At 30.7% G+C, this 26,437-nt stretch carries 26 protein-coding genes; 20 read left to right on the forward strand and 6 right to left on the reverse strand.

What is annotated here, in order from left to right; translation table 11 throughout:
- The first annotated feature begins 83 nt into the window (after positions 1–83).
- From C7J89_RS06650 to fumC, 9 genes are all read left to right on the forward strand, one after another.
- Complete coding sequence (locus C7J89_RS06650) at positions 84–1,142, forward strand: PTS sugar transporter subunit IIC (RefSeq protein WP_061854312.1); 1,059 nt, start codon at positions 84–86, stop codon at positions 1,140–1,142.
- A 154-nt stretch (positions 1,143–1,296) separates the two neighbouring features.
- Positions 1,297–2,760: an ABC transporter substrate-binding protein/permease gene (locus C7J89_RS06655; RefSeq protein WP_103296011.1), complete on the forward strand. Its 1,464-nt coding sequence runs from the start codon at positions 1,297–1,299 to the stop codon at positions 2,758–2,760.
- Positions 2,753–3,475, forward strand: a complete 723-nt coding sequence (locus tag C7J89_RS06660; RefSeq protein WP_061854314.1) for an amino acid ABC transporter ATP-binding protein — start codon at positions 2,753–2,755, stop codon at positions 3,473–3,475. Before C7J89_RS06655 ends, C7J89_RS06660 begins: the two co-directional genes overlap by 8 nt.
- A 151-nt stretch (positions 3,476–3,626) precedes the next feature.
- Positions 3,627–4,742 carry a tRNA epoxyqueuosine(34) reductase QueG gene (gene queG, locus C7J89_RS06665; protein ID WP_103296010.1) on the forward strand — a complete coding sequence of 372 codons (1,116 nt, stop codon included), beginning with the start codon at positions 3,627–3,629 and terminating at the stop codon, positions 4,740–4,742.
- Between the two features lie 13 nt (positions 4,743–4,755).
- Positions 4,756–5,226, forward strand: coding sequence for a tRNA (uridine(34)/cytosine(34)/5-carboxymethylaminomethyluridine(34)-2'-O)-methyltransferase TrmL (trmL, locus tag C7J89_RS06670; RefSeq protein ID WP_061854316.1), 471 nt, complete (start codon positions 4,756–4,758; stop codon positions 5,224–5,226).
- A 182-nt stretch (positions 5,227–5,408) separates the two neighbouring features.
- The gene (locus tag C7J89_RS06675) at positions 5,409–6,008 is read left to right on the forward strand and encodes a 6-phosphogluconolactonase (RefSeq protein ID WP_048792910.1); all 600 of its coding nucleotides are present in this window, start codon (positions 5,409–5,411) and stop codon (positions 6,006–6,008) included.
- Positions 6,009–6,045: 37 nt separating this feature from the next.
- Positions 6,046–6,225, forward strand: a complete 180-nt coding sequence (locus C7J89_RS06680; RefSeq protein WP_061854318.1) for an SAS053 family DNA gyrase inhibitor — start codon at positions 6,046–6,048, stop codon at positions 6,223–6,225.
- A gap of 118 nt (positions 6,226–6,343) precedes the next feature.
- Entirely contained in the window at positions 6,344–6,760 is a 417-nt protein-coding gene (locus tag C7J89_RS06685; protein WP_061854319.1) for a hypothetical protein, read from the forward strand.
- A gap of 183 nt (positions 6,761–6,943) precedes the next feature.
- The gene (gene fumC, locus C7J89_RS06690; RefSeq protein ID WP_061854320.1) at positions 6,944–8,329 is read left to right on the forward strand and encodes a class II fumarate hydratase; all 1,386 of its coding nucleotides are present in this window, start codon (positions 6,944–6,946) and stop codon (positions 8,327–8,329) included.
- Positions 8,330–8,387: 58 nt separating this feature from the next.
- Here fumC and C7J89_RS06695 read toward each other — a convergent pair whose 3' ends face one another.
- On the reverse strand, positions 8,388–9,212 hold the full coding sequence (locus C7J89_RS06695; RefSeq protein ID WP_103296009.1) for an RluA family pseudouridine synthase: 825 nt from the start codon (positions 9,210–9,212) through the stop codon (positions 8,388–8,390).
- A gap of 160 nt (positions 9,213–9,372) precedes the next feature.
- Here C7J89_RS06695 and C7J89_RS06700 point away from each other — a divergent pair, with 160 nt between their 5' ends.
- From C7J89_RS06700 to C7J89_RS06710, 3 genes are all read left to right on the forward strand, one after another.
- Positions 9,373–10,482: a GAF domain-containing sensor histidine kinase gene (locus C7J89_RS06700; RefSeq protein WP_061854322.1), complete on the forward strand. Its 1,110-nt coding sequence runs from the start codon at positions 9,373–9,375 to the stop codon at positions 10,480–10,482.
- 23 nt (positions 10,483–10,505) lie between these two features.
- Positions 10,506–11,129 carry a response regulator gene (locus C7J89_RS06705; RefSeq protein ID WP_061854323.1) on the forward strand — a complete coding sequence of 208 codons (624 nt, stop codon included), beginning with the start codon at positions 10,506–10,508 and terminating at the stop codon, positions 11,127–11,129.
- A gap of 117 nt (positions 11,130–11,246) precedes the next feature.
- Positions 11,247–12,542: a dicarboxylate/amino acid:cation symporter gene (locus C7J89_RS06710; protein WP_103296008.1), complete on the forward strand. Its 1,296-nt coding sequence runs from the start codon at positions 11,247–11,249 to the stop codon at positions 12,540–12,542.
- Positions 12,543–12,599: 57 nt separating this feature from the next.
- Here the strand turns inward: C7J89_RS06710 and purU are convergent, their stop codons facing one another.
- Complete coding sequence (gene purU, locus C7J89_RS06715; RefSeq protein ID WP_103296007.1) at positions 12,600–13,448, reverse strand: formyltetrahydrofolate deformylase; 849 nt, start codon at positions 13,446–13,448, stop codon at positions 12,600–12,602.
- A 427-nt stretch (positions 13,449–13,875) separates the two neighbouring features.
- Between purU and xdrA the strand changes: the two genes are divergently transcribed.
- The 6 genes from xdrA (at position 13,876) to yhaM (ending at position 21,371) form a co-directional block, all read left to right on the forward strand.
- The gene (xdrA, locus tag C7J89_RS06720; protein ID WP_103295441.1) at positions 13,876–14,340 is read left to right on the forward strand and encodes an XRE family transcriptional regulator XdrA; all 465 of its coding nucleotides are present in this window, start codon (positions 13,876–13,878) and stop codon (positions 14,338–14,340) included.
- 223 nt (positions 14,341–14,563) lie between these two features.
- Positions 14,564–15,694 (forward strand): DUF445 domain-containing protein, encoded by a 1,131-nt coding sequence (locus tag C7J89_RS06725; RefSeq protein ID WP_061854327.1) that lies wholly within the window; start codon positions 14,564–14,566, stop codon positions 15,692–15,694.
- A 69-nt stretch (positions 15,695–15,763) separates the two neighbouring features.
- Complete coding sequence (locus C7J89_RS06730; RefSeq protein WP_048792920.1) at positions 15,764–16,108, forward strand: YlbF/YmcA family competence regulator; 345 nt, start codon at positions 15,764–15,766, stop codon at positions 16,106–16,108.
- A 202-nt stretch (positions 16,109–16,310) separates the two neighbouring features.
- On the forward strand, positions 16,311–17,495 hold the full coding sequence (locus C7J89_RS06735) for a metallophosphoesterase family protein (protein ID WP_061854328.1): 1,185 nt from the start codon (positions 16,311–16,313) through the stop codon (positions 17,493–17,495).
- 1 nt (position 17,496) lies between these two features.
- Positions 17,497–20,430, forward strand: a complete 2,934-nt coding sequence (locus C7J89_RS06740) for an ATP-binding protein (RefSeq protein ID WP_103295442.1) — start codon at positions 17,497–17,499, stop codon at positions 20,428–20,430.
- Positions 20,430–21,371 (forward strand): 3'-5' exoribonuclease YhaM, encoded by a 942-nt coding sequence (gene yhaM, locus C7J89_RS06745; protein WP_061854330.1) that lies wholly within the window; start codon positions 20,430–20,432, stop codon positions 21,369–21,371. Before C7J89_RS06740 ends, yhaM begins: the two co-directional genes overlap by 1 nt.
- Positions 21,372–21,485: 114 nt before the next feature.
- On the opposite strand, the gene prsA is transcribed toward yhaM, so the two are convergent.
- The 4 genes from prsA to C7J89_RS06765 form a co-directional block, all read right to left on the reverse strand.
- Positions 21,486–22,487, reverse strand: coding sequence for a peptidylprolyl isomerase PrsA (gene prsA / locus C7J89_RS06750; RefSeq protein WP_061854331.1), 1,002 nt, complete (start codon positions 22,485–22,487; stop codon positions 21,486–21,488).
- Between the two features lie 198 nt (positions 22,488–22,685).
- Complete coding sequence (locus C7J89_RS06755) at positions 22,686–23,255, reverse strand: DUF3267 domain-containing protein (RefSeq protein ID WP_103295443.1); 570 nt, start codon at positions 23,253–23,255, stop codon at positions 22,686–22,688.
- Positions 23,256–23,440: 185 nt separating this feature from the next.
- Complete coding sequence (locus C7J89_RS06760; RefSeq protein ID WP_061854333.1) at positions 23,441–23,815, reverse strand: YtxH domain-containing protein; 375 nt, start codon at positions 23,813–23,815, stop codon at positions 23,441–23,443.
- Between the two features lie 75 nt (positions 23,816–23,890).
- Positions 23,891–24,316, reverse strand: a complete 426-nt coding sequence (locus C7J89_RS06765; RefSeq protein ID WP_061854334.1) for an HIT family protein — start codon at positions 24,314–24,316, stop codon at positions 23,891–23,893.
- 129 nt (positions 24,317–24,445) lie between these two features.
- Here C7J89_RS06765 and ecsA point away from each other — a divergent pair, with 129 nt between their 5' ends.
- Both ecsA and ecsB read left to right on the forward strand, forming a co-directional pair.
- The gene (gene ecsA / locus C7J89_RS06770) at positions 24,446–25,183 is read left to right on the forward strand and encodes an ABC transporter ATP-binding protein EcsA (protein WP_103295444.1); all 738 of its coding nucleotides are present in this window, start codon (positions 24,446–24,448) and stop codon (positions 25,181–25,183) included.
- Positions 25,180–26,403, forward strand: coding sequence for an ABC transporter permease EcsB (gene ecsB, locus C7J89_RS06775; RefSeq protein ID WP_103295445.1), 1,224 nt, complete (start codon positions 25,180–25,182; stop codon positions 26,401–26,403). Before ecsA ends, ecsB begins: the two co-directional genes overlap by 4 nt.
- Positions 26,404–26,437: the final 34 nt, after the last annotated feature.

Raw genomic sequence — 26,437 nt, forward strand, 5'->3', positions numbered from 1 at the left:
AAATACTTTAATAATTCAATATTGTAGTTTAATAAGTTATATAATATTATTAGTTCTAAGATACATAAAGAGGAGATAGTCTTATGAGTAAAACTAAAGTTGCCCCACAGCAATTTTTTATGAATATTTTAAATGCAGTAGGTGCAGGTGTTGTTATAGCTTTAATTCCAAATGCCTTATTAGGTGAATTATTAAAATTTTTTAAAGAAGGCAATGATTTATTACAAACTACTTATGAAATAGTCGTAGTTATACAATCGTTTATGGCATTTATTATTGGTGTCTTAACTGCGCATCAATTCAAATTTAGTGGTGCAGGTGCAACGATGGTTGGTGTTGCTGCAATGATTGGTAGTGGTGCGGTAAAATTATCAGGAAATGGCATCTCATTAAATGGTATTGGCGATATTATCAATATCATTATTGTTGTGATGATTGCGAGCTTTTTATTTTTAATTTTACAGAATAAATTAGGCTCATTGGAAATGATTATTTTACCAGTATTAATTCCTGTAGTTAGTGGCATAATAGGATTATATACTTTACCATACGTATCCAAAGTGACTAAAGGTATAGGGCATATTATTAATTCGTTTACAGAATTCAACCCAATGTTAATGTCAGTGTTAATATGTGTGGCATATGCCTTATTAATGGTGACGCCAATTTCTCTTGTAGCTATTGCTACTGCAATTGGTTTAAGTGGATTAGGTAGTGGTGCTGCTAATATGGGTATCGTCGCATCTTGTGTAACTTTCTTATTTGGATCTATAAGAGTCAATTCTACTGGAGTGAATTTAGTATTAATTATTGGAGCAGCTAAAATGATGATACCAGTATATTTGAAAAATCTTATCATAGCAGTACCTTTAGCAATTAATGGTATTATATGTGGATTAGTTGCATATTTTATAAATATACAAGGAACGCCTATGTCTGCTGGATTTGGGTATACTGGTCTTGTAGGACCTATCAATGCTTTCAATAGAATGTCTGGGGACCCTACTACAAACATTATACTGCTCGTATTTGGGTACTTCATTATTCCGTTTGTTGCAGGTTTCTTCGTTCATGAATTATGCAAAAAATTTATAAATAAATACAGTGATGAATTGTATAAATTTGAAATACCAGAACAATAATATTAGAACTAGGAAGGTTATAGCTTCAACGCGTGAACTTTCCTAGTTTTTTATATATTTTTATGATTTCTTTTAAAAGTTACGCAAAATCATATTGAATATATTTACGGAATTATGTATAATAATAAAATAATTGAGAAAGGGGTCATTGTTTATGAAAGTATTTGGGAAAATTATGTTGGCAACTATTATTATTTTAAGTTCTATAAGCCTTTATATTAAGCCAACAACACATGCTGCAGAAGATAAGCAGTGGGAAAAAATTAAAAAAAGAGGAGAATTAAGAGTAGGTTTATCTGCAGATTATGCCCCTTATGAATTTGAACATAATGTTAATGGGAAGACGAAGTATGCAGGGATTGATATTGAATTGGCTAAAAAAATAGCTAAAGACAATAATTTAAAATTAAAAATTGTAAATATGCAATTTGATAGTCTATTGGGAGCTATTAAAACTGGAAAAATTGATTTGATTATATCTGGTATGACCCCGACTCCTGAGCGTGAAAAGGAAGTTGACTTTTCGAATCCGTATATGACTGTTACACAAAAAATGATTATTAAAAAAGCGAATGAGGATAAATTAAAAACGCTTGATGACTTTACAAATAAAAGAATCGGTGTACAAAAGCAAACACAACAAGAAACGATAGCCAATGAAGAAATTAACAATGCTCAAGTACAATCTTTAACAAGAGTGCCTGAAGTCATCATGTCATTAAAAAGTGGTAAAGTTGACGGCATGGTTATAGAAGGACCGGTTGCTGAAGCTTACTTAAAACAAAACCCGGATTTAAAATTTGCAAATGGAGTTAAGTTTAAAGAGGGTGAGAAACAGACTGCAATTGCAGTTCCAAAACATTCACCAACATTGATGAAACAATTAAACTCAACAATTAAAGAAGTAAAAGATAAAAATTTAGTTGATAAATATAAAGATAAAGCAGCAGAAGCTATGAAAAAAGATGACGGCAACTTCTTCACTAAATATGGTAGCTTCTTCTTAAAAGGTATAGGCAATACAATTCTTGTATCTATTGTAGGTGTAGTTTTAGGTGCATTATTTGGCGCAATTATCGCATTGTTTAAATTAAGTAAATTTAAACCTCTAAGATGGTTAGCATCTGCGTATATAGAATTTTTAAGAGGGACGCCATTACTCGTACAAGTATTTTTAGTTTACTTTGGATCGACAGCAGTTTTAGGGCTCGATATTTCAGCATTGATTTGCGGTATGATTGCACTCGTGATTAATTGTTCAGCTTACATAGCAGAAATTATTAGAGCTGGTATTAATGCAGTTGATAAAGGTCAAATGGAAGCGGCGCGTAGTTTAGGTCTATCTTATGGCCAAACGATGAAATCGGTAATTTTACCTCAAGCAATTAAAAATATTTTACCAGCTCTAGGTAATGAGTTTGTAACGGTTATTAAAGAATCATCTATCATTTCAGTTATTGGTGTAAGTGAAATTATGTTTAATGCACAAGTTGTTCAAGGTGCATCATTCGATCCGTTCACGCCATTACTAGTAGCAGCAATATTATACTTTGTACTTACATTCACGTTATCTCGTGTTATGTATTTCTTCGAAGGGAGATTAAAAGTCAGTGATTGATATTAAAAATTTAACTAAAAACTTTGGCCAAAACGAAGTGTTAAAAGGGATAGACTTAACAGTTGAACGTGGTGAAGTAGTAGCAATTATTGGACCTTCAGGTAGTGGTAAAAGTACTTTATTAAGATGCATGAATTTATTAGAAACTCCGACTAGTGGAGATGTAATATTTGAAGGTAATAATTTAATGGACAAAAATACTCAACTGGAACAGTTGCGTCAACAAATGGGTATGGTGTTCCAAAACTTTAATCTTTTTCCACATAAAAAGGTCATCGACAATGTATTGTTAGCACCAACATTACTAAAAAAAGGTAATGCTAACGATTTACGTAGCGAAGGCTTGAAACTATTAGAAAAAGTAGGATTAGGTGATAAAGCCGATGCATATCCTGCGCAATTGTCTGGTGGGCAAAAGCAAAGGGTGGCTATCGCACGTGCCTTAGCTATGAATCCAAAAGTATTGTTATTTGATGAACCTACATCGGCTCTAGACCCAGAAGTGGTAGGAGATGTTTTAGCTGTAATGAAAGATTTAGCTAAAGAAGGTATGACAATGGTTGTCGTTACTCATGAAATGTCATTTGCAAGAGATGTTAGTGATAAAGTTGTCTTTATGGCAGATGGCGTAGTAGTTGAATCAGGTACTCCAACTGAAGTATTCGATAATAGACAACATGAAAGAACTAAGTCATTCTTAGCTAGAGTATTATAAGTAAGTTTAAAAAAAGCAGTAATATCTTGTTATGTTAATAATGAGATATTGCTGTTTTATTTTTATGTTTTTATCATGATATTCAATTATTCTATATACATTTGCGATGTGTTACACTATTATATGTATGTTTTTTAAATGGAGTGAGTAAATGGATATTAAGCAATTAAAACAAGATGTTATTACATACGCACATTCGATTGGTATAGATAGTATAGGTTTTACAACTGCAGATCCATTTGATGAATTGAAACAAAAACTTATAGATTATCATGAAAAAGGTTATGCTTCTGGTTTTGAAGAATCGGATATTTCATTGCGCACCGAACCTAAACTTTCATTGCCAACAGCTAGGTCTATTATAGCTATCGCAGTAGGATATCCTAATAAATTAAAAGGTGCTCCTAAAAGCGTAAAAGGTGATAGAAGAGGCATGTTTGCTCGCGCGTCATGGGGACAAGATTATCATACGATAATGAGAAATAGACTAGATAAATTAGCTGAGTATTTAAAAACTAAAGTGCCTGACGTTGAAGTACAATCAATGGTAGATACTGGCGTTCTATCTGATCGCGCTGTAGCCGAAAGGGCTGGCCTTGGTTTTGCTGGAAGAAATGGTTTTGTTATTAATCCCGATTTAGGTACATGGACATACTTAGGTGAAATGCTAGTTAGTATTCCATTTGAACCTGATGATCCACTTATGGACAGTTGTGGTGATTGTACTATATGTGTAGATAGATGTCCTACAGGTGCTTTAGTAGGTGATGGTCAATTAAATAGCCAAAAATGTATTAGTTTCTTAACCCAAACTAAAGGATATATGAAAGACGAATATCGTTATAAAATTGGTAACAGATTATATGGTTGTGATACATGCCAACAAGTTTGTCCTAAAAATAAAGGAATTAATACGCAACATGACGATATCGTATTAGAACCTGAAATCCTGAAACCAAGATTAGTGCCATTACTAAAAATGAGTAATAAGGAATTTAAAAATACTTATGGTCATTTAGCTGGAGCTTGGAGAGGTAAAAAGCCAATTCAAAGAAATGCAATTTTAGCTTTAGCCCATTTTAAAGAAACTACAGCAATTCCCGAGTTGAAAGACGTTGCATTAAACGACCCTAGACCTATGATTAGAGGTACTGCATATTGGGCAATTGGTCAAATATTGGGGGATGAAGCAACTGAATTTATAAATAAACATTATGCTTCTGAAATTGAAGAAGTACAACAAGAAATGATTAAAGGATTAGAATAGGAGAGTTAACCTTATGACGAATCACATCGTATTATTTCAACCTGAAATACCAGGTAATACAGGCAGTATCGCTAGAACTTGTGCTGGCACATATACACATTTACATTTAATAAAACCATTAGGCTTTAGTACAGATGATAAAATGTTAAAACGAGCTGGTCTTGATTATTGGGATAGTGTTAATATCACTTATCATGAAAGTATTGAGGAATTTTTTGAAGCAACTGAAGGTAATTATTATCTATTAACAAAATTTGGGAAAAAGACTTATTCCAATTTTGATTTTTCTAATAGAGATGAAGAACATTACTTTATTTTCGGACGTGAAACGACTGGTTTACCTGATTGGGTTAAAGAAAAGTATCAAGATACTGCTTTAAGAATGCCAATGAATACTAACATTAGATCATTAAATCTATCTAATACGGCATCGATTTTAATATATGAAGCTTTAAGACAACAAGATTTTCCAAACTTAACGTAATTGATATAGTTAAAATAGTGAAATGACAGATAAAGACTTGTATAATTAAATTATCTAGAATGATAAATTATACAATGATGTTAATAATGGTATAAACAATGCGTTTATTAGCTTACAAACTAGGGTAGTAGTAAAGCAATGTAAACGTCTATATTTAATAGATAACAAGGAGTGCAAACACTATGGCAATGAACTTTAAAGTTTTAGAAAATGAAAATATCGTAGCAGAATATGTAGCTGATATTTTAAGAAAACAATTCAATAACAATCCGACAACTATTGCTGGGGTACATCTTGCAAAAGATAATGCGCCTGTTTTAGATGAACTAAAGAAAAATGTTGATACACACGCTGTAGATTTCAGTCAAATTAATATTTTAGATTATGATGACAATAAATCATATTATGAAGCATTAGGTGTACCAGAAGGTCAAATTTACAATATATCATTTAGTGAAGATACAGAGTCATTTATCGGTGATAAAATCAAAACTAAAGAGAATAAAGGTAAATTAATTTTACAAGTAGGTTCAATTGATAGTTCAGGTAATTTAGATGTTAGTATTCGCCAAGGATTATTAAATGCACGTGAAGTATTTTTAGTTGTTACAGGTAGCGATAAAAAAGAAGCGGTGCATAAATTATACGAAGAAAACGGTAAAACAAGTTATGAACCAGCAGATTTAAAAGCGCATAGAATGGTTAATGTTATTTTAGATGAAGCTGCTGCTGAAGGTTTACCTGAAGACGTTCGTCATTATTTTACTGCCAAATTTGCGTAATTTAATACAATGAGTTAGTTATGAGAGGTGAATTATAATGACTCATGAAAATAAACATCAACAACATGAAAATGATGAAAACATTGAAAATGAAATGGTTGATGATTACTCTGATTTAGTCGAATTAGGCAAGGAAATGGAACAAATTTCGGAAGAAAACGATGAAGATAAACTTAACAAAACGCATGATTCAGAAACACGCTCCGATTTAGACTAAATATGATTAACACTATTGATTACGTATCAATAGTGTTTTTCTATTCACAAAAGCAGTCATCATTTTGTTATGCATGTGTTATGATAAAGACATTAAATTGGTTAAGGAGAAAATAAGAATGATAGCAAAAAATTGGAAATACATAATGATCGCAGCTGTCGTTATTAATTTAATTTCAATCAAAGGTTTCCCAATGGCAATTGGAGCGATATATTTACCTATTTTATTCAAAGTAATAAAAATGCAAATTAATTTATCAAAAGGATTAGTAGATAATGTAAATCCTAAAACATTTATTAAATCAAACCAAACAGGTGTTATTATAAGTGTTATTTGTTGTATTGTAATATCAGTTTTATTGATGAAACCATTAAACAATTTTTATAGTAATTTAGATGGAATTTTAGGTGCATTAATAACAATAAGTCCTTTAACGATGATAATAGGGGCTATATTGTTAATATTAACAGCTATTGGCGTTATTCAAGCTGCTAAAAACTTCTATGCTAATACTACAATGACTGACAACAACTAAATAGAAGTACTGAACTAGAACAATTTTTCAAAATTTCATTTTGTCTTATTTGTTCTAGTTTTTTATTTCAATACAATAATTTGACTCTTATCATGAAAACGCTATATTATGTGATTGCCCGACTAATTTAATTAATGATATACTAAAGTTGAACAAAGATAATCACAGGGGGAGAGACACATTATGTCTGTAAGAATTGAACATGATACATTTGGAGAAATAGAAGTACCAGCCGATAAATATTGGGGAGCTCAAACTGAACGTAGTAAAAGAAATTTCCCTGTCGGCAAAGAACGTATGCCTATCGAAGTTGTTTATGGCTTCGCTCAATTAAAAAGAGGCGCAGCTCTAGCTAACCATGAATTAGGTAAATTATCCGATGTTAGAAAAGATGCAATTGTGCATGCTTGTGATCGAATTTTAAATAAAGAGTTAGACGAACATTTTCCATTAGTTGTATGGCAAACAGGTAGTGGTACTCAAAGTAACATGAACGTAAATGAAGTTGTAAGTTTTGTTGCCAATCAATACTTAGAAGAGCAAAACGAAACAGCAGATATTCATCCTAATGATGATGTAAACAAATCACAAAGTTCAAACGATACATTCCCAACTGCAATGCATGTTGCGCTTTATACTGAAATTGAAACTAAATTAGAACCAGCACTAAAATCTTTAAGAGATACATTTAAAGATAAAGAACAACAATTCCAAGAAATTATTAAAATTGGACGTACACACTTACAAGATGCGACACCAATTAGATTAGGCCAAGAAATTAGTGGTTGGAGATATATGTTAGATAAATGTGAAACGTTATTACATGAATCTAAAGCACATATTTTAAACTTAGCTATTGGTGGTACTGCTGTAGGTACTGGAATCAATGCACATCCTGAATTTGGTAATAAAGTAGCGAAATTTATTTCTGAAAATACTGGATATCCTTTCGTATCATCAGAAAACAAATTCCATGCTTTAACGTCTCACGATGAAGTTGTGCAATTACATGGTACTTTAAAAGCATTAGCGGCTGATTTAACTAAGATTGCAAATGACGTAAGATGGTTGGCATCTGGTCCACGTGCTGGCTTAGCTGAAATCTCTATCCCTGAAAATGAACCAGGTTCATCAATTATGCCTGGTAAAGTGAATCCAACGCAATGTGAAATGTTAACAATGGTTGGCGTTCAAGTTATGGGTAATGATGCAGCAGTAGGTATCGCAAGTTCACAAGGTAACTTCGAATTAAACGTTTATAAACCAGTGATTATGCATAATACATTACAATCTATTTATTTATTAGCAGATGGTATGCAAACATTTAATGATAATTGTGCTGTAGGTATCGAACCTATCAATGAAAACATTGATAATTACTTAAATCAATCATTAATGTTAGTAACGGCTTTAAATCCACATATTGGATATGAAAAAGCTGCACAAATTGCCAAAAAAGCACATAAAGAAGGATTAACACTAAAAGAATCTGCAATTCAATCAGGTCACTTAACTGAAGAACAATTTGAAGAGTGGATTAAACCAGAAGACATGGTAGATCCTAAATAATCATTTATTAAATTAAAAACGTTACCGCATTCATTGCGGTAACGTTTTTTTATAAATCTTATTTGTCGTCTAATGATACAGAAATAAGCTCTTGTGTAAGTGGATGTGTAAATTCAATTTGATGACTGTTTAATTTTAATTGACGTAACGTAGAGTTTCCATATAGTGGATCACCTATAACAGGATGTCCAATTTCTGCTAAATGTACACGAATTTGATGAGTACGTCCAGTATCTAATTTTAAATCTAATTCACAAACATTTTCATCTATCATTTTGGAATCAATAATGTGCGTAATCGCGCGTTGGCCAGTCGTTGAAATTCTTCTACGATTTGGATGGAACTTATCTTTTCCAATTGGCATATCTATCGTTTGAGGTTTAATAGGTAACAAACTATGAACGTGTGCTTTATATATACGTTCTATTTTATTTTCTTCTAGCATTTTATCTAATATTTTTTTCATTATTGGATTTTTAGTTACGATAAGTAAACCTACAGTTTCTTGGTCAAGTCGATGTATTGGCTCGACGTAATCACTATCGATTGTATAAATGACATGATTCATTAGTGTGTTACTCTCTTTTAAATCATTCGGGTGAGTTTTCACGCCTTTAGGTTTCATAACAACTGCAATATCATCGTCTTCATAATAAATTTGTGCATATCTATAACTTGGTAAATAATTACTTTTTTCTTCAGGTGTAGGGATATAGACCTCATCACCAGCATATACCTTAGTTGTAAATTTGCTTATTTCACCATTTATTGTTATTTCCTTCGACATATTTAATAAATGTAAATCTTTTTTAGGTAATGTTAATGCTTGAAATATCTCTCTTAATGTTTTGCTATCATAGCTTTGTGGGATTGTAAATTTCATAACTTCCTCCTCAATATTCTTTATTATCATACCATATTCATATCGTTTAAAAAATTAACTTTAAGAAATATATAAGAAAGTTAACGGACTATTTTCAATAATAAATTTAACATTGTATAATGTTAATTAATTGAAAAGTGTTCAAGACTGGGGCGGTAAAATGGAAAAACCAACGCGTTTGGCTTTGCTGAAAGAAATAGCAGAGTTTTTAAATGAAGAGACAGAAACATATGATATGATGCAAGGCGCACTTAAATTTTTAATTAATGGTAGTGATTTTAGTACAGGCTGGATATTTTTTATTGATCATGAGGGCAATCATGAACTTGTTTCTGATACCAATCTACCAGGTGCGTTGACTAAAAATAATTGTCAGTATATGCAAGAAGGTACATGTTGGTGTGTACAAGCATATAATAACGAAAAATTAACAAAGGCTTCTAATATAATTAACTGTTCCCGTATTAATTTAGCCACAAAGGCACATTACGAAGAAACAGATGGTATTACACATCATGCGACAGTACCATTAAGATCAGGACAAGAGCAGTTTGGACTGTTAAATGTTGCGACACCATATACAACAAGTTATAGTGAAGAAGATTTAGAACTATTAGAATCGGTGGCATTTCAAATAGGTTCTGCTATTAAACGTATTTGGTTGACCGACCAAGAAAAAGAAGCGGCACGAATAAATGAACGTAATAGGTTGGCACGTGATTTACATGATTCAGTAAATCAAATGTTATTTTCAGTAAAACTCACAGCACATGCAGCTAAGGCAATGTCCAAAGAAGAAATGTCAAAAAATGCATTTAACACGATTGAAGAAACAAGTCAGCAAGCTGTAAATGAAATGCGTGCATTAATTTGGCAATTAAAGCCGATTGGATTAGAACAAGGCTTAGTTAATGCCTTAAAAAGTTATTGTGAAATGATGCAATTAAATTTAAATGTCCAAGTAGAAGGCTTAATTAACGTACCAAGTTTAATAGAAGAAAATGTGTATCGTATTTTACAGGAAGCAATTAATAATGTGAAAAAGCATGCAAACACAAAGGAAATAGAGCTGACATTAAATCAACATGATAAATATTTATATATTGAAATCGCAGATTATGGTACAGGATTTAATATTCAACATAAGTCACATCAAGTATCACATGGATTGAATAATATGAGACAACGTATAAAAATGATTAATGGTAAAATTAATATTCAATCTAGCAATGGACAAGGCACAAGAATAACATTAACCATTCCAATTTAAGATTGATTGAAAGGAAGAGTAATATGCATCGAATAATACTAGTAGATGATCACCATATAGTAAGACAAGGTTTAGAATTTTTACTATCTACAGTTGAAAATTTAGAAGTTATTGAAGGATTTTCAGATGGAGAATCATTTTTAAATTACATAGCAGAAAATGAATTACCAGATATTGTACTGCTGGATTTAGTAATGCCTAATATGAATGGTATAGAAATTACCGAGAAGTTAAAAACGACATACCCTCAAATTAAAATATTAGTATTAACAAGTTATATTGACGATGAACACGTCATTTCTGCTATCGATAAAGGCGCCGACGGATACGAAATGAAAGATGTTGAGCCTGAGCAACTTATAGATTCAATTAATAGAGTATTGAATGGCGAAAAAATTATTCATCCTCAAGCTCAAAATGTAATAGAAAGTGTTAATAAAAAACCTCATATGACGAATAAATTATCAAAGAGGGAAATTGAAGTGTTGACCGAAATGGTCAAAGGCAAAACGAATAAAGAAATAGCAGCAACGTTATTTGTTTCTGAAAAAACTGTTAAAACACATGTCAGTCATATATTTAATAAATTGCAAGTTACTGATCGTACGAAAGCTGCAATTTACGCGATGGAAAATAAATTAATATAAAAAAACGTAGCCATGTATTGATATTTTAATGCATGGTTTTTTTGTTCTTTGTATATTTATACTTCCCAAAATGTAAAATTACTATATAATAAACAGTAATAACAAGGAGGGATGAAAATGAAAACAAAGAATCTTAGTATTAAAATTGTTATTGCTCTTGTTTTAGGAATTACCGTGGGTTCAATTTGTAATATTTATGCACAGTCTAATTTTGTAACTAGTATTGATAAGTATGTATTTAACGTAGTTGGGCAAATATTCTTGAATCTAATATTTATGTTGGTAGTACCTGTTGTATTTGTATCTATTGTATTAGGGGTTGTAGGCGTAGGGGATCCAAAGTTACTCGGTGGCATAGGAGCTAAAACACTCGCATTCTTTTTATCAACTACTGCTATAGCTATATGTATAGGAATCGCATTGGCTTTAATATTTAAACCAGGTGCTGGACATTCGGATTTACTAAATAGTGAAGATGTAACCAAGTATCAGCAAACTTTAAATAAGCAAAATGAAAGTCAAGATTCCGCTGCTAAACAAACTTTTGATCAGACATTGATTAATTTATTCCCTAAAAATCCATTACAAGCTATGTCGGAAGGTAATATGCTACAAATCATCACTTTCGCAATCTTTATCGGTATAGGTATTATAATGGTAGGGTCCAAAGCACAAGTCGTTCATAGGTTTTTTGAACAATTTAATGAGGTACTCATGTACGTTATTACTATGATTATGAATTTATTTGCACCAATTGGGACATTCGGCTTAGTTGCACACGCATTTACAGGTGCTGGATTTGGTGCCATTAAACAGTTGGGATTATATTTCGTTATCGTTTTAGCTGCACTATTAATTCACTTCTTCGTAGTTTATGGTGCTGCAGTTAGAGTATTAGGCAAACATAGTCCTTTAGCATTCTTTAAAGGATTTCTACCTGCAATTACACTTGGCTTTAGTTCATCAAGTTCAAATGCAGCATTACCTGTATCAATGAACTGTACTAAAAAAATGGGTGTAAGACCAGAAATCGCTAGTTTTGTTCAACCATTAGGTGCCACAATAAACATGGATGGTACGGCAATCATGCAAGGGGTTGCTACAATTTTTATTGCACAAATCTCTGGTGCACAGTTATCAGTACTACAATTAATTACAGTTGTAGTTGTCGCAGTAGTTGCTTCCATAGGTACAGCAGGGGTGCCAGGCGTAGGATTAATTATGTTAGCAATGGTCTTAAATGCTGTTGATTTAAATCCAGCTGCTATCGGTATCATACTTGGTATTGATAGATTATTAGATATGACTAGAACTTCGGTAAATATTACTGGAGATGCCGCTTGTGCTTTAATTATTTCAAAAAATGAAGATAAAAAAATTGAACATGCGCAAGTCCAACATGCACATAGTTAATTGAATATACTGAAAAATAAAAGCCTAACAATTGCTGTTAGGCTTTTTTATCTCACTTTATGAAAAGACTACTGTTTTGTTATTATTTGTAATGATTACTTTGTGAAGTACATGATATTCAACTGCTTGTGCTAGTACAGTTGATTCTACGTGACGACCAATTTTTCTTAAATCTTGAACGCTGTAGCGGTGATTAACTCGAGTAACATCTTGTTCTATAATTGGGCCTTCGTCTAAATCAGAAGTAACATAATGGCTTGTTGCACCTACAAATTTAACGCCACGTTCCCAAGCTTGTTTATATGGGTTAGCACCAATAAATGAAGGTAAAAATGAATGATGTATATTAATGATTTTATGTTTGTGATGACTTACAAAATTGTCTGTAAGAATTTGCATATATTTTGCTAATACAATTAAATCTGTATTATGTTCTGCAACAATTTTAAGTATTTTACCTTCGACAACTGATTTTTCTTCATTGTTTGGTACGTAATAAAATGGAATATTAAGGTTTTCAGCAAAACGACGATTATTTTCATGGTTACTTACAATACATACAACCTCTGCTGGAATTTCTCCACGTTCAATTCTTAATAATACTTCATTAAAAGCATGATCTTCTTTGGAGACAAACAATGCGATTCTTGTATTCTCTGAACTATCAAATAGCTCGAATGAAATATCGTGTTTATGTAATTCTTCTTCTAATACTGGTTTTAATTCTGGTACTTTATCAAATTCAAATCTTAAATATAATTTTCCCTCGTCATCATTATTGTTGTATTCAGTAAAATGATCGAGATGTAATATATTAGCATCATATTTAGCAATTAAGTTTGCTATTAATGAAGTGATACCAACTTTATCTTTACATGTTGCTAATAAAATAAATTTGTCATTCATTGCTTTCACTCCTAATTTACAAAGTAATTCAAATTATAAGTAAAAATATACTAACTGTAAAATTATATCACTCAGATATGAAAAACAGGCGAATTTAAATTTTTGCATGATAAGTATTGTATAATGCGCTATAATATATAGATAGTTATTTTAGTTAAAATGAGTAAAAAGTAAAGAGATATTATATTATAAAATTGAAATGTTAAAGAGGACTATAGATATTTTGGAATTATTGCACATTTCTCAAAATTTTGATTATAGGACACATATGTCACAAACATTTGTAAAATATAATGAAAATTAAATTTCTCTCTTTTATTTTGTTTCATAATGTATTAAGATGTAATTTGTGTTTCAAGAAGCGTGTATTATTGCAATTTCTTGTGTCCGGATAAAATTATTCTTTTATGAAAGGTAGATTAAAGTAATGGATAGACAGAGTTTTACAGATTTAATTCAAACAAAATTCAAAATGGTACGTATTGAGGCGGGCTATACTCAAGATACAATGGCCCAAACAATCGGACTTTCAAAAAAGACATTAGTTCAAATTGAAAAAGAACGTGTTTTACCAAACTGGACAACTTGCGTATCAATTTGTGCGTTATTTAGAGATTCAGACGTACTAAATAGTGCTTTTGGTTGTGATCCTTTAGAAATGGTTCAAACAATATCTAGAGGTCATTGTGCATATCCAAATCATTCTACTACAAGTGATATTTATTGGAATACTGTTGATAGCAGAAATGGTTATATTTTACAAAGTAACAAAGTAAGTGATATTTACCGTGTGTTAAACCAAGAGACGCAACCAATATTTGGTACATCTAAATTAAGAGAAGCTGAAACATATTTTGGAAAAGTTTCTAAAGAGGAACTTATGCACGTATAAAACTAAAATTGTGATAGAAGAATTATTAAATATTGCGAAAACCCATGTTAAATAATTTAATCACAGTCCATCTTATATGACTAAATTACCTTTAATATGATTTAGTAAAAATGACGTTACCACAACTTGTAAATGAAGTGGTAACGTTTTTTAATACTTAGAAAGTGTGATACAACTATTAGGACTAAATGCAATATGAAAGAAAATATAAAGGAGATTACTTATGCATGCACTATTAATCATTTTATTTATGATTGTCATTGGGGCACTCATCGGTGGTGTAACAAATATTATAGCTGTAAAAATGTTATTCCACCCGTTCAAAACATATTATATTTTTGGAAAAAGAGTGCCATTTACGCCAGGTTTAATACCTAAACGTAGAGAAGAAATCGCTTCGAAAATAGGGCAAGTGATAGAAGATCACTTATTAACTGAAGAAGTTATTTATGCTAAATTGAATGCACCTACATCTAGGGCAGCTATCGAAGAGTTGCTCAAAGAGCAAATTCAAAAATTAAAAAACGATAATATAACAATTCAAGATATTTTAACAAAATTAGATATTAAAGATACTCAATTAATTAATGATAAAGCTACAGATTTAATATCTACTAAACTTAGTCAATATTATCAATCTAATTGCAATGAAAAATTAACAGATTTACTACCTACCGAAGTAGAACAACTACTCGATGACAAAGTCGCTCATCTACACGAACTATTATTTGAACGCGCATATATTTATTTAAATTCAGAAAAGGGTACACAAGATATATCATCGATGTTAGAGACTTTCTTTAATGAAAAAGGAAAAATTGTAGGTATGCTACAAATGTTTATGTCTAAAGAAAGTATCGTTGACCGTATTCAAAGTGAGTTAATTAGATTAACGAGCCATCCGAAAGCAAATGCAATTGCTAGTAAAATCATAAATAATGAGTATCAAAACTTAAAACAGCAGCACTTGAATGAAGTACTTGATGATGAAAAATTTGCAGGAATGCAACAGTCAGTGGCGACGTTAATAGTGAATTACCTTAATATCGATAAACAAGTAAATACACCGATTCATCAACTCATGCCTGACTTCATCAATTATTTAGAAGATAGCGTGTCAGTTAAATTGACGAACGTTATTATAGATAATATCTGTCGTCACATTACACCAATCATGCAAAAAATAAATTTAAGTGGTATGGTTGAACAACAAATTAATACATTCGACTTAGATTATATTGAAAGATTAATTATCGATATTGCCAATAAAGAATTGAAATTAATAATGTTATTAGGCTTTATTTTAGGTGGTATTATAGGCGCATTACAAGGTGTGATTGCTATTTTTGTATAACGTCATAAAGTATGTTATTGTTATTACCGATGTGGTTAAAACACATATATATAAAAGGAGTGAAGATCAATGGCAGTAAATTTATACGATCATGCAAATCAATTAGAACAAGCATTAAGAGAAAGTGATGAATATCAAGCAATCCAAAATGCTTACGCTAAAGTAAAAGAAAACGAAGAATCTAAAAAATTATTCGATGAATTCCGTGAAACTCAATTAAGTTTCCAACAAAAACAAATGCAAGGTGAAGAAATCGGTGAAGAAGAGCTACAAAAAGCACAAGAACAAGCTCAACAAATCGAAAATGACTCAAACATTTCTGAATTAATGTCAGCTGAACAAAATATGAGCCAAATTTTCCAAGAAATCAACCAAATCATCGTTAAACCTTTAGATGAAATTTACGCTGACTAAGCGTTAAATTATATTTAATTCAAAGCTACAATGCACTTTTGTGTATTGTAGCTTTTTGTGTGTCGACTGATATGAAAATAATGTGATAAAATATAGAGATAAAAGTACGTGATAAAACAAATTGTGAGCATAAGTAAACGACATATCATTGTTGACACGTTACCTTTAAATACACTCTTTGAACAAAGGAGAACTATAATATATGGTTAAATTTATTCATTGTGCTGACTTACATTTAGATAGCCCATTTAAATCAAGAAGTTACTTAAGCCAGTCAATATTTGAAGATATGCAGAACAGTGCTTATGAGAGTTTTAGAAAGATTGTCGATTATGCTTTAAACGAAACGGTAGATTTTATAGTTATTGCCGGAGATTTATTTGATAACGAAAATAGAACTTTAAGAGCAGAAGTTTTTTTAAAAGAACAATTTGAAAGATTAGAAAAAGAACAAATTTTTGTTTACATATGTCACGGCAATCACGATCCGTTATCAAGTAATATTGGCACTGAATGGCCAGGCAATGTCTCTGTTTTTTCAGAAAATGTAGAAACATACCAAACTATTACTAAAAATGGTGAAGAAGTTTTTTTACATGGATTTAGTTATCAAAATGATGCAAGTTATGAAAATAAAATTGATGCATATCCTACGAGTCAAGGTCAAAAAGGTATTCACATTGGTATTTTACATGGTACTTATAGTAAAACTAATACAAGCGATAGATACACTGAATTTATATTAGAAGATTTAAATAGTAAATTATATCAATATTGGGCATTAGGACATATTCATGAACGCCAAGAGCTAAGTGACATGCCTCAAATTCAATATCCAGGAAATATTCAAGGCAGACATTTTAAAGAACTTGGTGAAAAAGGTTTCCTTTTAGTAGAAGGGGATAATGTTAAATTAGATTCTAAATTTATTCCAACTCAATTTATTAGATTTGAAGAAGCTACTATTGATATTGATAAAACTTCAAAACAAGGTCTATATGAAGCCATTCAATCATTTAAAGATTCTGTTAGAAATCAAGGTAAGTCAATATATCGATTAATGCTAAATGTTAATTCGGATACACCGATACCAACACAAGATCTTGTTCAAGTTAAAGAGATGATTACTGATTATGAAAGAAATGAACACAATTTTGTGTTTGTTGAAGATTTTAAAGTTAATTACAATTACGAAGAAAAACATCCATTAGTTAATGAATTTTCAACAGAATTAATTGACGATAATACAGTATTTGAAAAAGCCATGTCAGATTTATATTTAAGCCCTAAAGCTTCAAAATATCTAGACAATTATACTGAATTCGATAGAAGGTCTTTAGTGGAACATGCAGAGAATCTTTTAAAGACCGATATGAGAGGTGAATAAGTTGAAAATAAAATCATTAGAAATATATGGCTATGGTAAGTTTATAGAAAGTAAGATTGATTTTAATGATACATTTACAGAAATTTATGGTGAAAATGAATCAGGAAAATCAACAATTCAAGCATTTATACATTCTATTTTATTTGGTTTCCCAACTAAAAAAGAAAATGAACCACGTTTAGAACCTAGGTTAGGTAATCAATATGGTGGGAAATTAACTTTAATTCAATCTGATGGTTCAGAAGTGGAAGTTGAAAGAATCAAGGGTAGTGCTACTGGTGATGTAAAAGTTTACTTGCCAAACGGTGCAATCAGAGATGAAGAATGGTTGAAAAATCAATTAAATTATATTTCGAAACGTACATATCAAGGTATCTTTTCATTTAATGTTTTAGGCCTACAAGATATTCACCGTAATATGAATGAAACACAACTTCAAGACTATTTATTACAAGCAGGAGCACTTGGTTCAACTGAATTTACAAGTATGAGAGAATCGTTGAATCAGAAAAAAGATGAAATATACAAAAAGAACGGGCGTAACCCTTTAATAAATCAACAAATTGAACAGTTAAATGATTTAGAACAACAAATTCGTGATGAAGAATCGAAGCTAACTGAATATAAAAGATATGTCGATGATAAAGATAAAGCATCACGTCGTTTGGATAATTTGAAACAAAATTTGGCGCAATTATCAAGGCTGCATAGCCAAAAGCAAAAAGAAGTAGCATTGCATGAGCAAACACAAGAATGGAAATATTTAGAGTCATCACTGAATATAGAACCGGTTCAATTTCCTGAACAAGGTATTGATCGATATGAAGCTGCTAAAATTCAAACTCAAAATCTAAAAAGAGACATTGGTTTAAGAGAAGAAAAATTAACGCAACTAGAGCAAGAGACCGAAAATATTGCTGTAGCTAAACAATCTGACATCGATGCGATTAACAGCTTATATCAACAAGAAAATGAAATAAAACAAAAAGAAATGGAATTAAAATCCATTGAAAAAGAGATTCAAGACAAGGAACGCGAAAAAATTGGCTTGAAATCTAATATAGGTTGGCAAGATGTTTATCATGATGTAGATAGCACAGAAGCAATGAAAAGCCATGTAAATGATCAAATTAAAATAAAACAAGAACAATCTGCTTATTTACAACAATTAGAACGTAGTTTAGAAGAAAATAAAATTGATACTGAAACGAACAACTCTGAATTAAACGCATTAGAAGCTGATATTGTACCTGACGAAACGTTTGAAAAGAAAAAACAACATAGCCAACAGGTATTTGAATTACAAGAGAAAAATAATCTTTTCCAAAAGATGAGAGACGCATTTGAAGTCGAACAACAAGAAAATCAACGAAAACAAAATATGTTAAGAGTAAGTTTAATCGTCTTAGCATTAATAAGTGTAGGATTAACTATCTTCTCATTTGTATCTGCTAACATAATATTTGGTGTGATATTTGCCATTTTAGCCGTTGTGTTCGTCGTAGGCATTTTCTTTGTGAAACAGAGAACGATTGGCCATACTGAAACATTTACGAAAGAAATAGAAGATTTAGAATACCAAATTAATCATTTAGAAAATAACTACGACTTAGACTTTGATTTAGATGACCAATTCAGAATTAGAGAACAATGGCATAATGCTGTTAAAAATAAAGAAGCACTCGAGAAAAAAGAATACTATTTAAAAAATAGTATTGATCAAGCTAGACAATCATTTGATAACGCTCAACAAAATATTGATAACGTTAAAGCTAATTTATATTTATCAGATAAAATTTCAGATGAATTAATCATTGATAGTATAAATACTATGAATAAGATTAAAGAGTATGATAACCATGTTGAAGAATTAAAACAACAACAACAGCAATTAAAACAAGAACTAGAAACGTTTTATAATCATGGGCAAGAAGTTACGAAAGATCAATTAGTACAATTCAATACATTATCTTTCTTCCATGACATTAGACAATGGTTAAGCAGTGCTAGAACAAATGTAGAAAAATATAACAGAAACAATGATCAAATTAATTTGATTTCAAATGAAATTAAACAATTAAAACATCGTTTAGAAGAAAATCAAAATGTTATTTCTGAACTATTTGCATTTGTGAATGTTGCTGATGAAGAAGCATACTATAGACAACATGAGCATCACAAAATTTATCATCAACAATTAAATCGTTTTAATGATTTAACGAAATATCTAGAAAACCAAAACTATAGTTATGAAGATAATTCAAGATTAAGTCAAAAAACGACAGCTCAATTAGCACAAGAAGACGAAGTACTTTCTAAGCAAGTTGATGATTACAATGATCAGTATTTAACTATGCAATCAGAAGTAAGTGATCTTAATTCAAAAATTTCACATATGGAAACAGATAGCACTTTAGCTAATTTAAGACATAGATACCATATTCTAAAAAATAAATTGAATAATGCCGCGAAAGACTGGGCTAGTTTAAGTTATTTACAAACTCTAGTAGATGAGCATATTCAACAAATTAAAGATAAAAGATTACCACAAGTTATTAATGAAGCAACAAGCATTTTTAATCATTTAACGAATGGTAGTTATGTACAAGTCACATATGCTAATGATGATTTAATGGTGAAACACCAAAATGATCAAATGTATTTACCAGTTGAACTCAGTCAATCAACGCGAGAATTACTTTATATTGCGTTACGATTCAGTTTAATCATGACATTAAAACCATATTATCCATTCCCAATTATCATTGATGATGCATTTGTGCACTTTGATAAGAAACGTAAAGAGCGCATGATGGATTACTTACGTAAAATACCGCAAAGTTATCAAATTTTATACTTTACTTGCGTTAAAGATTCAAGCGTACCATCTAAACAAATCGTTACATTAAATAAACTAGAGGAAGGCGGTAAATAATGCGAAATGTAGAAAAATTAAATCCAGGAGATTCAGTCGATCATTTCTTCCTTATTCACAAAGCAACACAAGGTGTAACAGCGCAAGGTAAAGATTACATGACATTATACTTGCAAGATAAAAGTGGCGACATAGAAGCGAAATTGTGGACAGTCACTAAAGAAGATATGAAATTATTACAACCAGAAAAAATAGTGCATGTTACTGGTGACGTTATTAACTATCGTGGACGTAAGCAAATGAAAATTAATAAATTTAAATTAGCTACGGAAGAAGATAATGTTAAAACGCAAGACTTTGTTGATGGGGCACCTTTAACACCAGACGAAATTCAAGAAGAAATCTCTCATTACATGTTAGACATTGAAAATGCGAGTTTACAACGTATTACAAGACATTTAATTCGTAAATATCAAGAGTCATTTTTCACATTTCCAGCAGCGAGTTCACATCATCATAACTTTGCAAGTGGTTTAAGCTATCACGTGTTAACAATGTTAAAAGTTGCTAAATCTATTTGCGATATTTATCCTACGCTAAATCGCAGTTTATTATATAGTGCTATTATTTTACATGATTTAGGTAAAGTTAAAGAATTGAGTGGACCTGTAGCAACGACTTATACTGTAGAAGGAAATTTATTAGGTCACATTTCTATTGCAAGCGAGGAAGTTGCAGAAGCTGCGAGAGAGCTTAAAATAGAAGGCGAAGAAGTGATGTTATTAAGACATATGATCTTAGCTCATCATGGTAAAATGGAATTCGGTTCACCAAAATTACCTCATTTAAAAGAAGCAGAAATATTATTTTTCATAGATAATATCGATGCAAAAATGAATATGTTTGATAAAGCATATAAAAAGACCGAAAAAGGTCAATTTACAGAACGTATTTTTGGTTTAGAAGGTCGTCAATTCTATAAACCAACGTCGTTAGACTAAAATTTAAAATGCAAGGTAGTAGGGCATAGCGTCATGTTATGCTCTATTTTTTTATAATAATAAGGCTACTTACTTTTATATAGAAAGTAAGTAGCCTTATTTGAATTATTGATATTATTGTCCAGTAGACATTGTTGCGTTTCCGCCTGAAGTAGCGCCTGCTGATTGTTGTTGCTGTTGCTGCTGTTGTTGTTGTTTAATTTTTTGTGGATCTAAAATTGAACCTTCAATTGCTTTTTTAATATCTCTGTCTTTATAATCAACTTTGTACTCTTTAAGTAATGATTTATATGCATCTGTAAGTAATTTAGGATCTTTTTGTACTTTTTCTTGAATTAATTTTGATTTAAGTTTACCTTTTTCTTTATCGAAGTCAGATTCTTTATCTGCTTTAATAATATGGTAACCATAATCAGTTTTTACAATTTTAGAAACATGGCCTTCTTTAAGTTTGAATAATGCTTTTTCAAACTTGCTGTCCATTTGGCCTTTGATAACGTAGCCTAAACTTCCGCCTTTTTTAGCTGATGCTTTATCTTGAGATTCTTTTTTCGCAATTTCACTGAATTTATCTGGGTCTTTTTCTACTTGTTTTTGAATATCTTCAGCTTTTTTCTTCGCATCTTTGTCAGATAAACCTTGTTTATCATCTTTATTTTCTTTAACTTTTATTAAGATATGAGAACCTTTTTTAGTATCTTCTTTTATCTCTTTATCAGAAAGGTTTACTTTATCAGCAAGAAGTTGTTTTTGGTATGCTTGTAATTTTTTCTGTTCTTTATAGTCATCTAGTGTCATGTTTTGTTGTTTAAGCATGCTCTCGAATTGGTCTTTGCCACCATATTGTTTTTCTTCTTTACTAATATCTTTATCGATATCTTGAGCATTTACTTTATCTTTATATTTATCAGCTAATAATTTGTTAAGTAAAATTTGGAATGAACTGTTAGCAATTTGTTCGTCTCCTAATTTATCCATAACGTCAGATACTTTAACGTCACCAGCTTTAGATGAAATAAGAGTGTTTTCTTTTGAATCTGTAGCATTATTGCCGCATGCGCCAAGTAAGATTGTACTAGCAGCAACAGGAATTAAGATCTTTTTAAATGATTTCATAGTTGGAAACTCCTTTTGTAATAATAACAACGTAAATATAACATAATATAGCGCTATGACCAATTATAAAGGCAAGATATAGGACTATAGTATTAGGGGATAAGCCAAATTTTCATAAATAAAAACTAAAGATATTATACAACTCATTAAAAATTGAGTGGCATAACATCTTTAGTTTGATTGTAATTATGATTAATTTTAAATTCTATCTTTTAGAGTTTGGCGAGCATCTACCCAATTTAAGACATTAATACCAGTTTGATGCTCTTCAATATAAGAACCTTCATTAGAAAAAATAATAATTTTTAAATATAGAAAATCCATAACTGAGTATCCAACATTCAGTGCTAATACAAACATAAGATAATGGCCGAATTGCGGGAATAACGATGTTAGATATGCACAAGTTGTAGTAATTACAATGAATGGCATAATTAAGTCGATACAGAAATAATACTTATTAACCGGCGTATTAACATAAGTGTTATAAAAAGGTACGCGCTTATGTCTTAATAATTTATATTTTTTAAAAGATTTATAATAGGGCGATAAAAAGATTAAATGTATCGCTTTATGAATTGGATATAAAATTAAAACGATGATTAAAAATATTAAAAAATAACGATCAGTTAATTTAGTATCTGAGAAATAACGCATAATTTCGAAACTGACTAGAAAAGTAATAATTGTCGTTACGAAACTTAAGAATGCAATCCTAGGTAGCCCAAAACGCGCGTTAATATCAATTTGTCGTGAACATAAATACATACGTCATTATCTCCTTGCATTCATTTACTGATTCAATATACTTCCGTATTATCTACCTATTTAAACAGTGCGTCAAGCTAATTTTAATACAAAAAAATAGAGTCGAGAAACAGTGGCATAATAAGACTTTAGGATAGCTATTATCTTATTAAGCAATGACTTCGACTCTATTTATAAAAAGGTTATTACTTTTCTTCTTTATCAAATGCGTGACTGATTTCTTCGCCGCGATTTTGTAAGTTCTCAATGTGAGATTGTAAACGTTCAATATTCGGATTGATATCAGATTGAAAGTTGCCAATTAGTTCTTTAACTTCGTCGCCAATTGAGCTACCAAATTCTGTACTTTCAGATTTAATTTGAGATACATAGTTAATAATATCATTAACATTTTGTTTAATAGTATTTACTTCACGATTAAGTTCAGATTCTGCACCAGTAGGTTGACCAGCATTGCCAGCAAGTTTTTGATGGTTTTGCTTTTCTCTATTCATTAGTACAACGCCAACACCAGTAGCTACACCAGCGCCTAGTCCTAATAAAACTTGAGTTGCTTTCATATATATTCTCCTCATTTCTAATATCTCAATTATTAATATTTTTCCTTACCCTTAAATTATAAGAAGTAAGCATAATTAGTCAAATTGAGCAGCTATTTCTTTTGCAATTTGAGCTTTTAGCTCATCATTGATTGATTCTTCATGTGTTTCCCATTTATAACCAAAACCATCAGTATCATTTTCATAACGAGGTAAGAAGTGGAAATGGAGATGGAATACAGATTGGTCTGCAAATTCTCCGTTATTTTGAATGATATTTAAACCGTCTGGATTAAAGGCCTTTTTGATCGCATTAGCAACCTTCGGTAATGCTACGCCGATATGTTGCATTGTTTCAGCATCAGTTTCAAAAATATTAGGAGACGCTTTTTTTGGTATGAGTAAAGTATGACCTTTTGTCACTTGTGAAATATCTAAAAAAGCATAAACATAGTCATCTTCATATACTTTGAAACTTGGTATTTCTCCTGTAATGATTTTGCTAAAAATTGTTTCAGTCATAAAATCTACACTCCTTATATTCATCTTATGAACTATTATAGCATTCTATAGTAAACTACGTCATATATCATCTATATGTTTATCACTAAGACGTGATTTTTGATACAATATAGTGCATGGAGGTGCCAAATGACAGTAAAAGTTGAAAATTTAACAGGTGGTTATGGTAAAAAACCAATAATTAATGATATCAATTTTGAATTACAAGCAGGTGAAATAGTCGGCTTAATAGGATTAAATGGTGCTGGTAAAAGTACGACAATCAAACACATGCTGGGTTTATTAACTCCAATGGATGGAAAATTAACTATTTCTGGTATCAATATTAATGAAGATGTAGAACAATATAGACGTAAGTTATCTTATATACCAGAATCACCTGTCATATATGATGAATTAACACTAGAAGAACATATTTATATGACCGCTATGGCATATAATATAAGTAAAGAAACAGCAATGGATCGTGCGCGCCCATTACTAAAAACTTTTCGTTTAGAAGACGAATTAAATATTTTTCCGAGCCATTTCTCTAAAGGTATGAAGCAAAAAGTAATGATTATATGTGCATTCATTGTTAACCCGGATTTATACATTATAGATGAACCGTTTTTAGGTTTAGATCCATTAGGGATTCAATCGATGCTTGATTTAATGGTAGAAAAGAAAAATGAAGATAGAACGGTATTAATGAGCACACATATTTTAGCTACTGCAGAAAAATATTGCGATCGTTTTATTATTTTAGATAAAGGTAAAATTGTAGCAGTGGGTGATTTAGATACCTTGAGAAAACAAACAGGATTACATGACAAAACATTAGATGAAATATATATTCATGTAACTCAAGGTGGGGAACAATCATGAATCAGTCAGCACAAGCGCTCTTCAAATCTAGAAAACTAGAAATTGCAAAAGAGAAACAGTATTATAATAAATTTGTATTCAACGGTCACTTCGGTATATTTTTACTTATATTACTCGGAGCGTTCATATTGGGTTACGGTCAGTTTCTAAAGTCTATACCAACAAATTTAAACTTTCCGTTGATCGTAGGTGTCATTTTAGCACTTACATCGTTATTTCCAATCAGAACATTACTAAAAGATGCTGATAGACTGTTTTTATTACCTTTTGAAAAGCATATGACGGAATATATGAAACGCAGTTTAAAGTATAGCTACTTTTTACGCTTGCCTATTCAAATATTAATGGTAATTATTTTCTTTCCATTATTTTATGTGTTGAACCATCAAACATATATGTTTTATATAATGTTTGCTATTTTGACATTGGTGTATCCATTTATTGGATTGATATTAAAGTGGGAATGGTACAAATATAAACTTGAGAGTTGGTCTATTCATTTATTACTATTTATAATTTTTCTTACTGGTTATTATTTAGTATTAGAAGTGAAAAGTTTTACCGCGATAACGACAATCATTATTTTAATCGCGCTTATTTATATTATTCGTTATTGTAATAAAAAAGAGCTTTATCCATGGGAGAAAATGATTGCTTCCGAGGCGCAACATCGAATGAACTATTATAAATTTGTGAATATGTTTACAGATGTTAAGCATTTAAAAGAAACTGCAGTAAGAAGAAGTTATTTAGACCCATTGTTACGTATTCCAAAGCATAAGCATTTTAATGAAAACTATATGTATTTATTTTTATTTTATAGAAGCTTTATGAGAGGAAAAGATGCATTTAATATAATCATTAGATTAATAGTTATCGCTTTAATATTGATGATTTGGTTAAATCAAATGTTTATTTCGGCAATTATTGGCGCGTTATTTATGTATATTATTATTTTACAGATGGCGCAGTTTTATACACAACAAGCATATGGTTTATGGCCTCAAGTATGGCCAGTACCAGACAGTAAAGTTATAAAAGGGTATGAACAATTTTTATATCGATTGATGTTAGTGTTAGGCATAATATTTAGTATTGTCTACATTATCATACAGCCAACACAGTTTTATTTTGCTATTTTATTCTTTATCGTTGGATGGCTAACGATAAATAGCGTTATTAAGAAATTAAAATATCAAGAAACATTACTTAGAGACTAAAAAAGTGGTTATTCTGATTTAAGCGTGTGACGCC

This window comes from Staphylococcus kloosii, assembly GCF_003019255.1.
GTDB classification, from domain to species: domain Bacteria; phylum Bacillota; class Bacilli; order Staphylococcales; family Staphylococcaceae; genus Staphylococcus; species Staphylococcus kloosii.

Bases quoted from the DNA above. Each gene is read 5' to 3' on its own strand.
- C7J89_RS06650 (WP_061854312.1), top strand. From the start codon at position 84: ATGAGTAAAACTAAAGTTGCCCCACAGCAATTTTTTATGAATATTTTA.
- C7J89_RS06655 (WP_103296011.1), top strand. From the start codon at position 1,297: ATGAAAGTATTTGGGAAAATTATGTTGGCAACTATTATTATTTTAAGT.
- queG (WP_103296010.1), top strand. From the start codon at position 3,627: ATGGATATTAAGCAATTAAAACAAGATGTTATTACATACGCACATTCG.
- trmL (WP_061854316.1), top strand. From the start codon at position 4,756: ATGACGAATCACATCGTATTATTTCAACCTGAAATACCAGGTAATACA.
- C7J89_RS06675 (WP_048792910.1), top strand. From the start codon at position 5,409: ATGGCAATGAACTTTAAAGTTTTAGAAAATGAAAATATCGTAGCAGAA.
- C7J89_RS06680 (WP_061854318.1), top strand. From the start codon at position 6,046: ATGACTCATGAAAATAAACATCAACAACATGAAAATGATGAAAACATT.
- C7J89_RS06685 (WP_061854319.1), top strand. From the start codon at position 6,344: ATGATAGCAAAAAATTGGAAATACATAATGATCGCAGCTGTCGTTATT.
- fumC (WP_061854320.1), top strand. From the start codon at position 6,944: ATGTCTGTAAGAATTGAACATGATACATTTGGAGAAATAGAAGTACCA.
- C7J89_RS06695 (WP_103296009.1), bottom strand. From the start codon at position 9,212: ATGAAATTTACAATCCCACAAAGCTATGATAGCAAAACATTAAGAGAG.
- C7J89_RS06700 (WP_061854322.1), top strand. From the start codon at position 9,373: ATGGAAAAACCAACGCGTTTGGCTTTGCTGAAAGAAATAGCAGAGTTT.
- C7J89_RS06705 (WP_061854323.1), top strand. From the start codon at position 10,506: ATGCATCGAATAATACTAGTAGATGATCACCATATAGTAAGACAAGGT.
- C7J89_RS06710 (WP_103296008.1), top strand. From the start codon at position 11,247: ATGAAAACAAAGAATCTTAGTATTAAAATTGTTATTGCTCTTGTTTTA.
- purU (WP_103296007.1), bottom strand. From the start codon at position 13,448: ATGAATGACAAATTTATTTTATTAGCAACATGTAAAGATAAAGTTGGT.
- xdrA (WP_103295441.1), top strand. From the start codon at position 13,876: ATGGATAGACAGAGTTTTACAGATTTAATTCAAACAAAATTCAAAATG.
- C7J89_RS06725 (WP_061854327.1), top strand. From the start codon at position 14,564: ATGCATGCACTATTAATCATTTTATTTATGATTGTCATTGGGGCACTC.
- C7J89_RS06730 (WP_048792920.1), top strand. From the start codon at position 15,764: ATGGCAGTAAATTTATACGATCATGCAAATCAATTAGAACAAGCATTA.
- C7J89_RS06735 (WP_061854328.1), top strand. From the start codon at position 16,311: ATGGTTAAATTTATTCATTGTGCTGACTTACATTTAGATAGCCCATTT.
- yhaM (WP_061854330.1), top strand. From the start codon at position 20,430: ATGCGAAATGTAGAAAAATTAAATCCAGGAGATTCAGTCGATCATTTC.
- prsA (WP_061854331.1), bottom strand. From the start codon at position 22,487: ATGAAATCATTTAAAAAGATCTTAATTCCTGTTGCTGCTAGTACAATC.
- C7J89_RS06755 (WP_103295443.1), bottom strand. From the start codon at position 23,255: ATGTATTTATGTTCACGACAAATTGATATTAACGCGCGTTTTGGGCTA.
- C7J89_RS06760 (WP_061854333.1), bottom strand. From the start codon at position 23,815: ATGAAAGCAACTCAAGTTTTATTAGGACTAGGCGCTGGTGTAGCTACT.
- C7J89_RS06765 (WP_061854334.1), bottom strand. From the start codon at position 24,316: ATGACTGAAACAATTTTTAGCAAAATCATTACAGGAGAAATACCAAGT.
- ecsA (WP_103295444.1), top strand. From the start codon at position 24,446: ATGACAGTAAAAGTTGAAAATTTAACAGGTGGTTATGGTAAAAAACCA.
- ecsB (WP_103295445.1), top strand. From the start codon at position 25,180: ATGAATCAGTCAGCACAAGCGCTCTTCAAATCTAGAAAACTAGAAATT.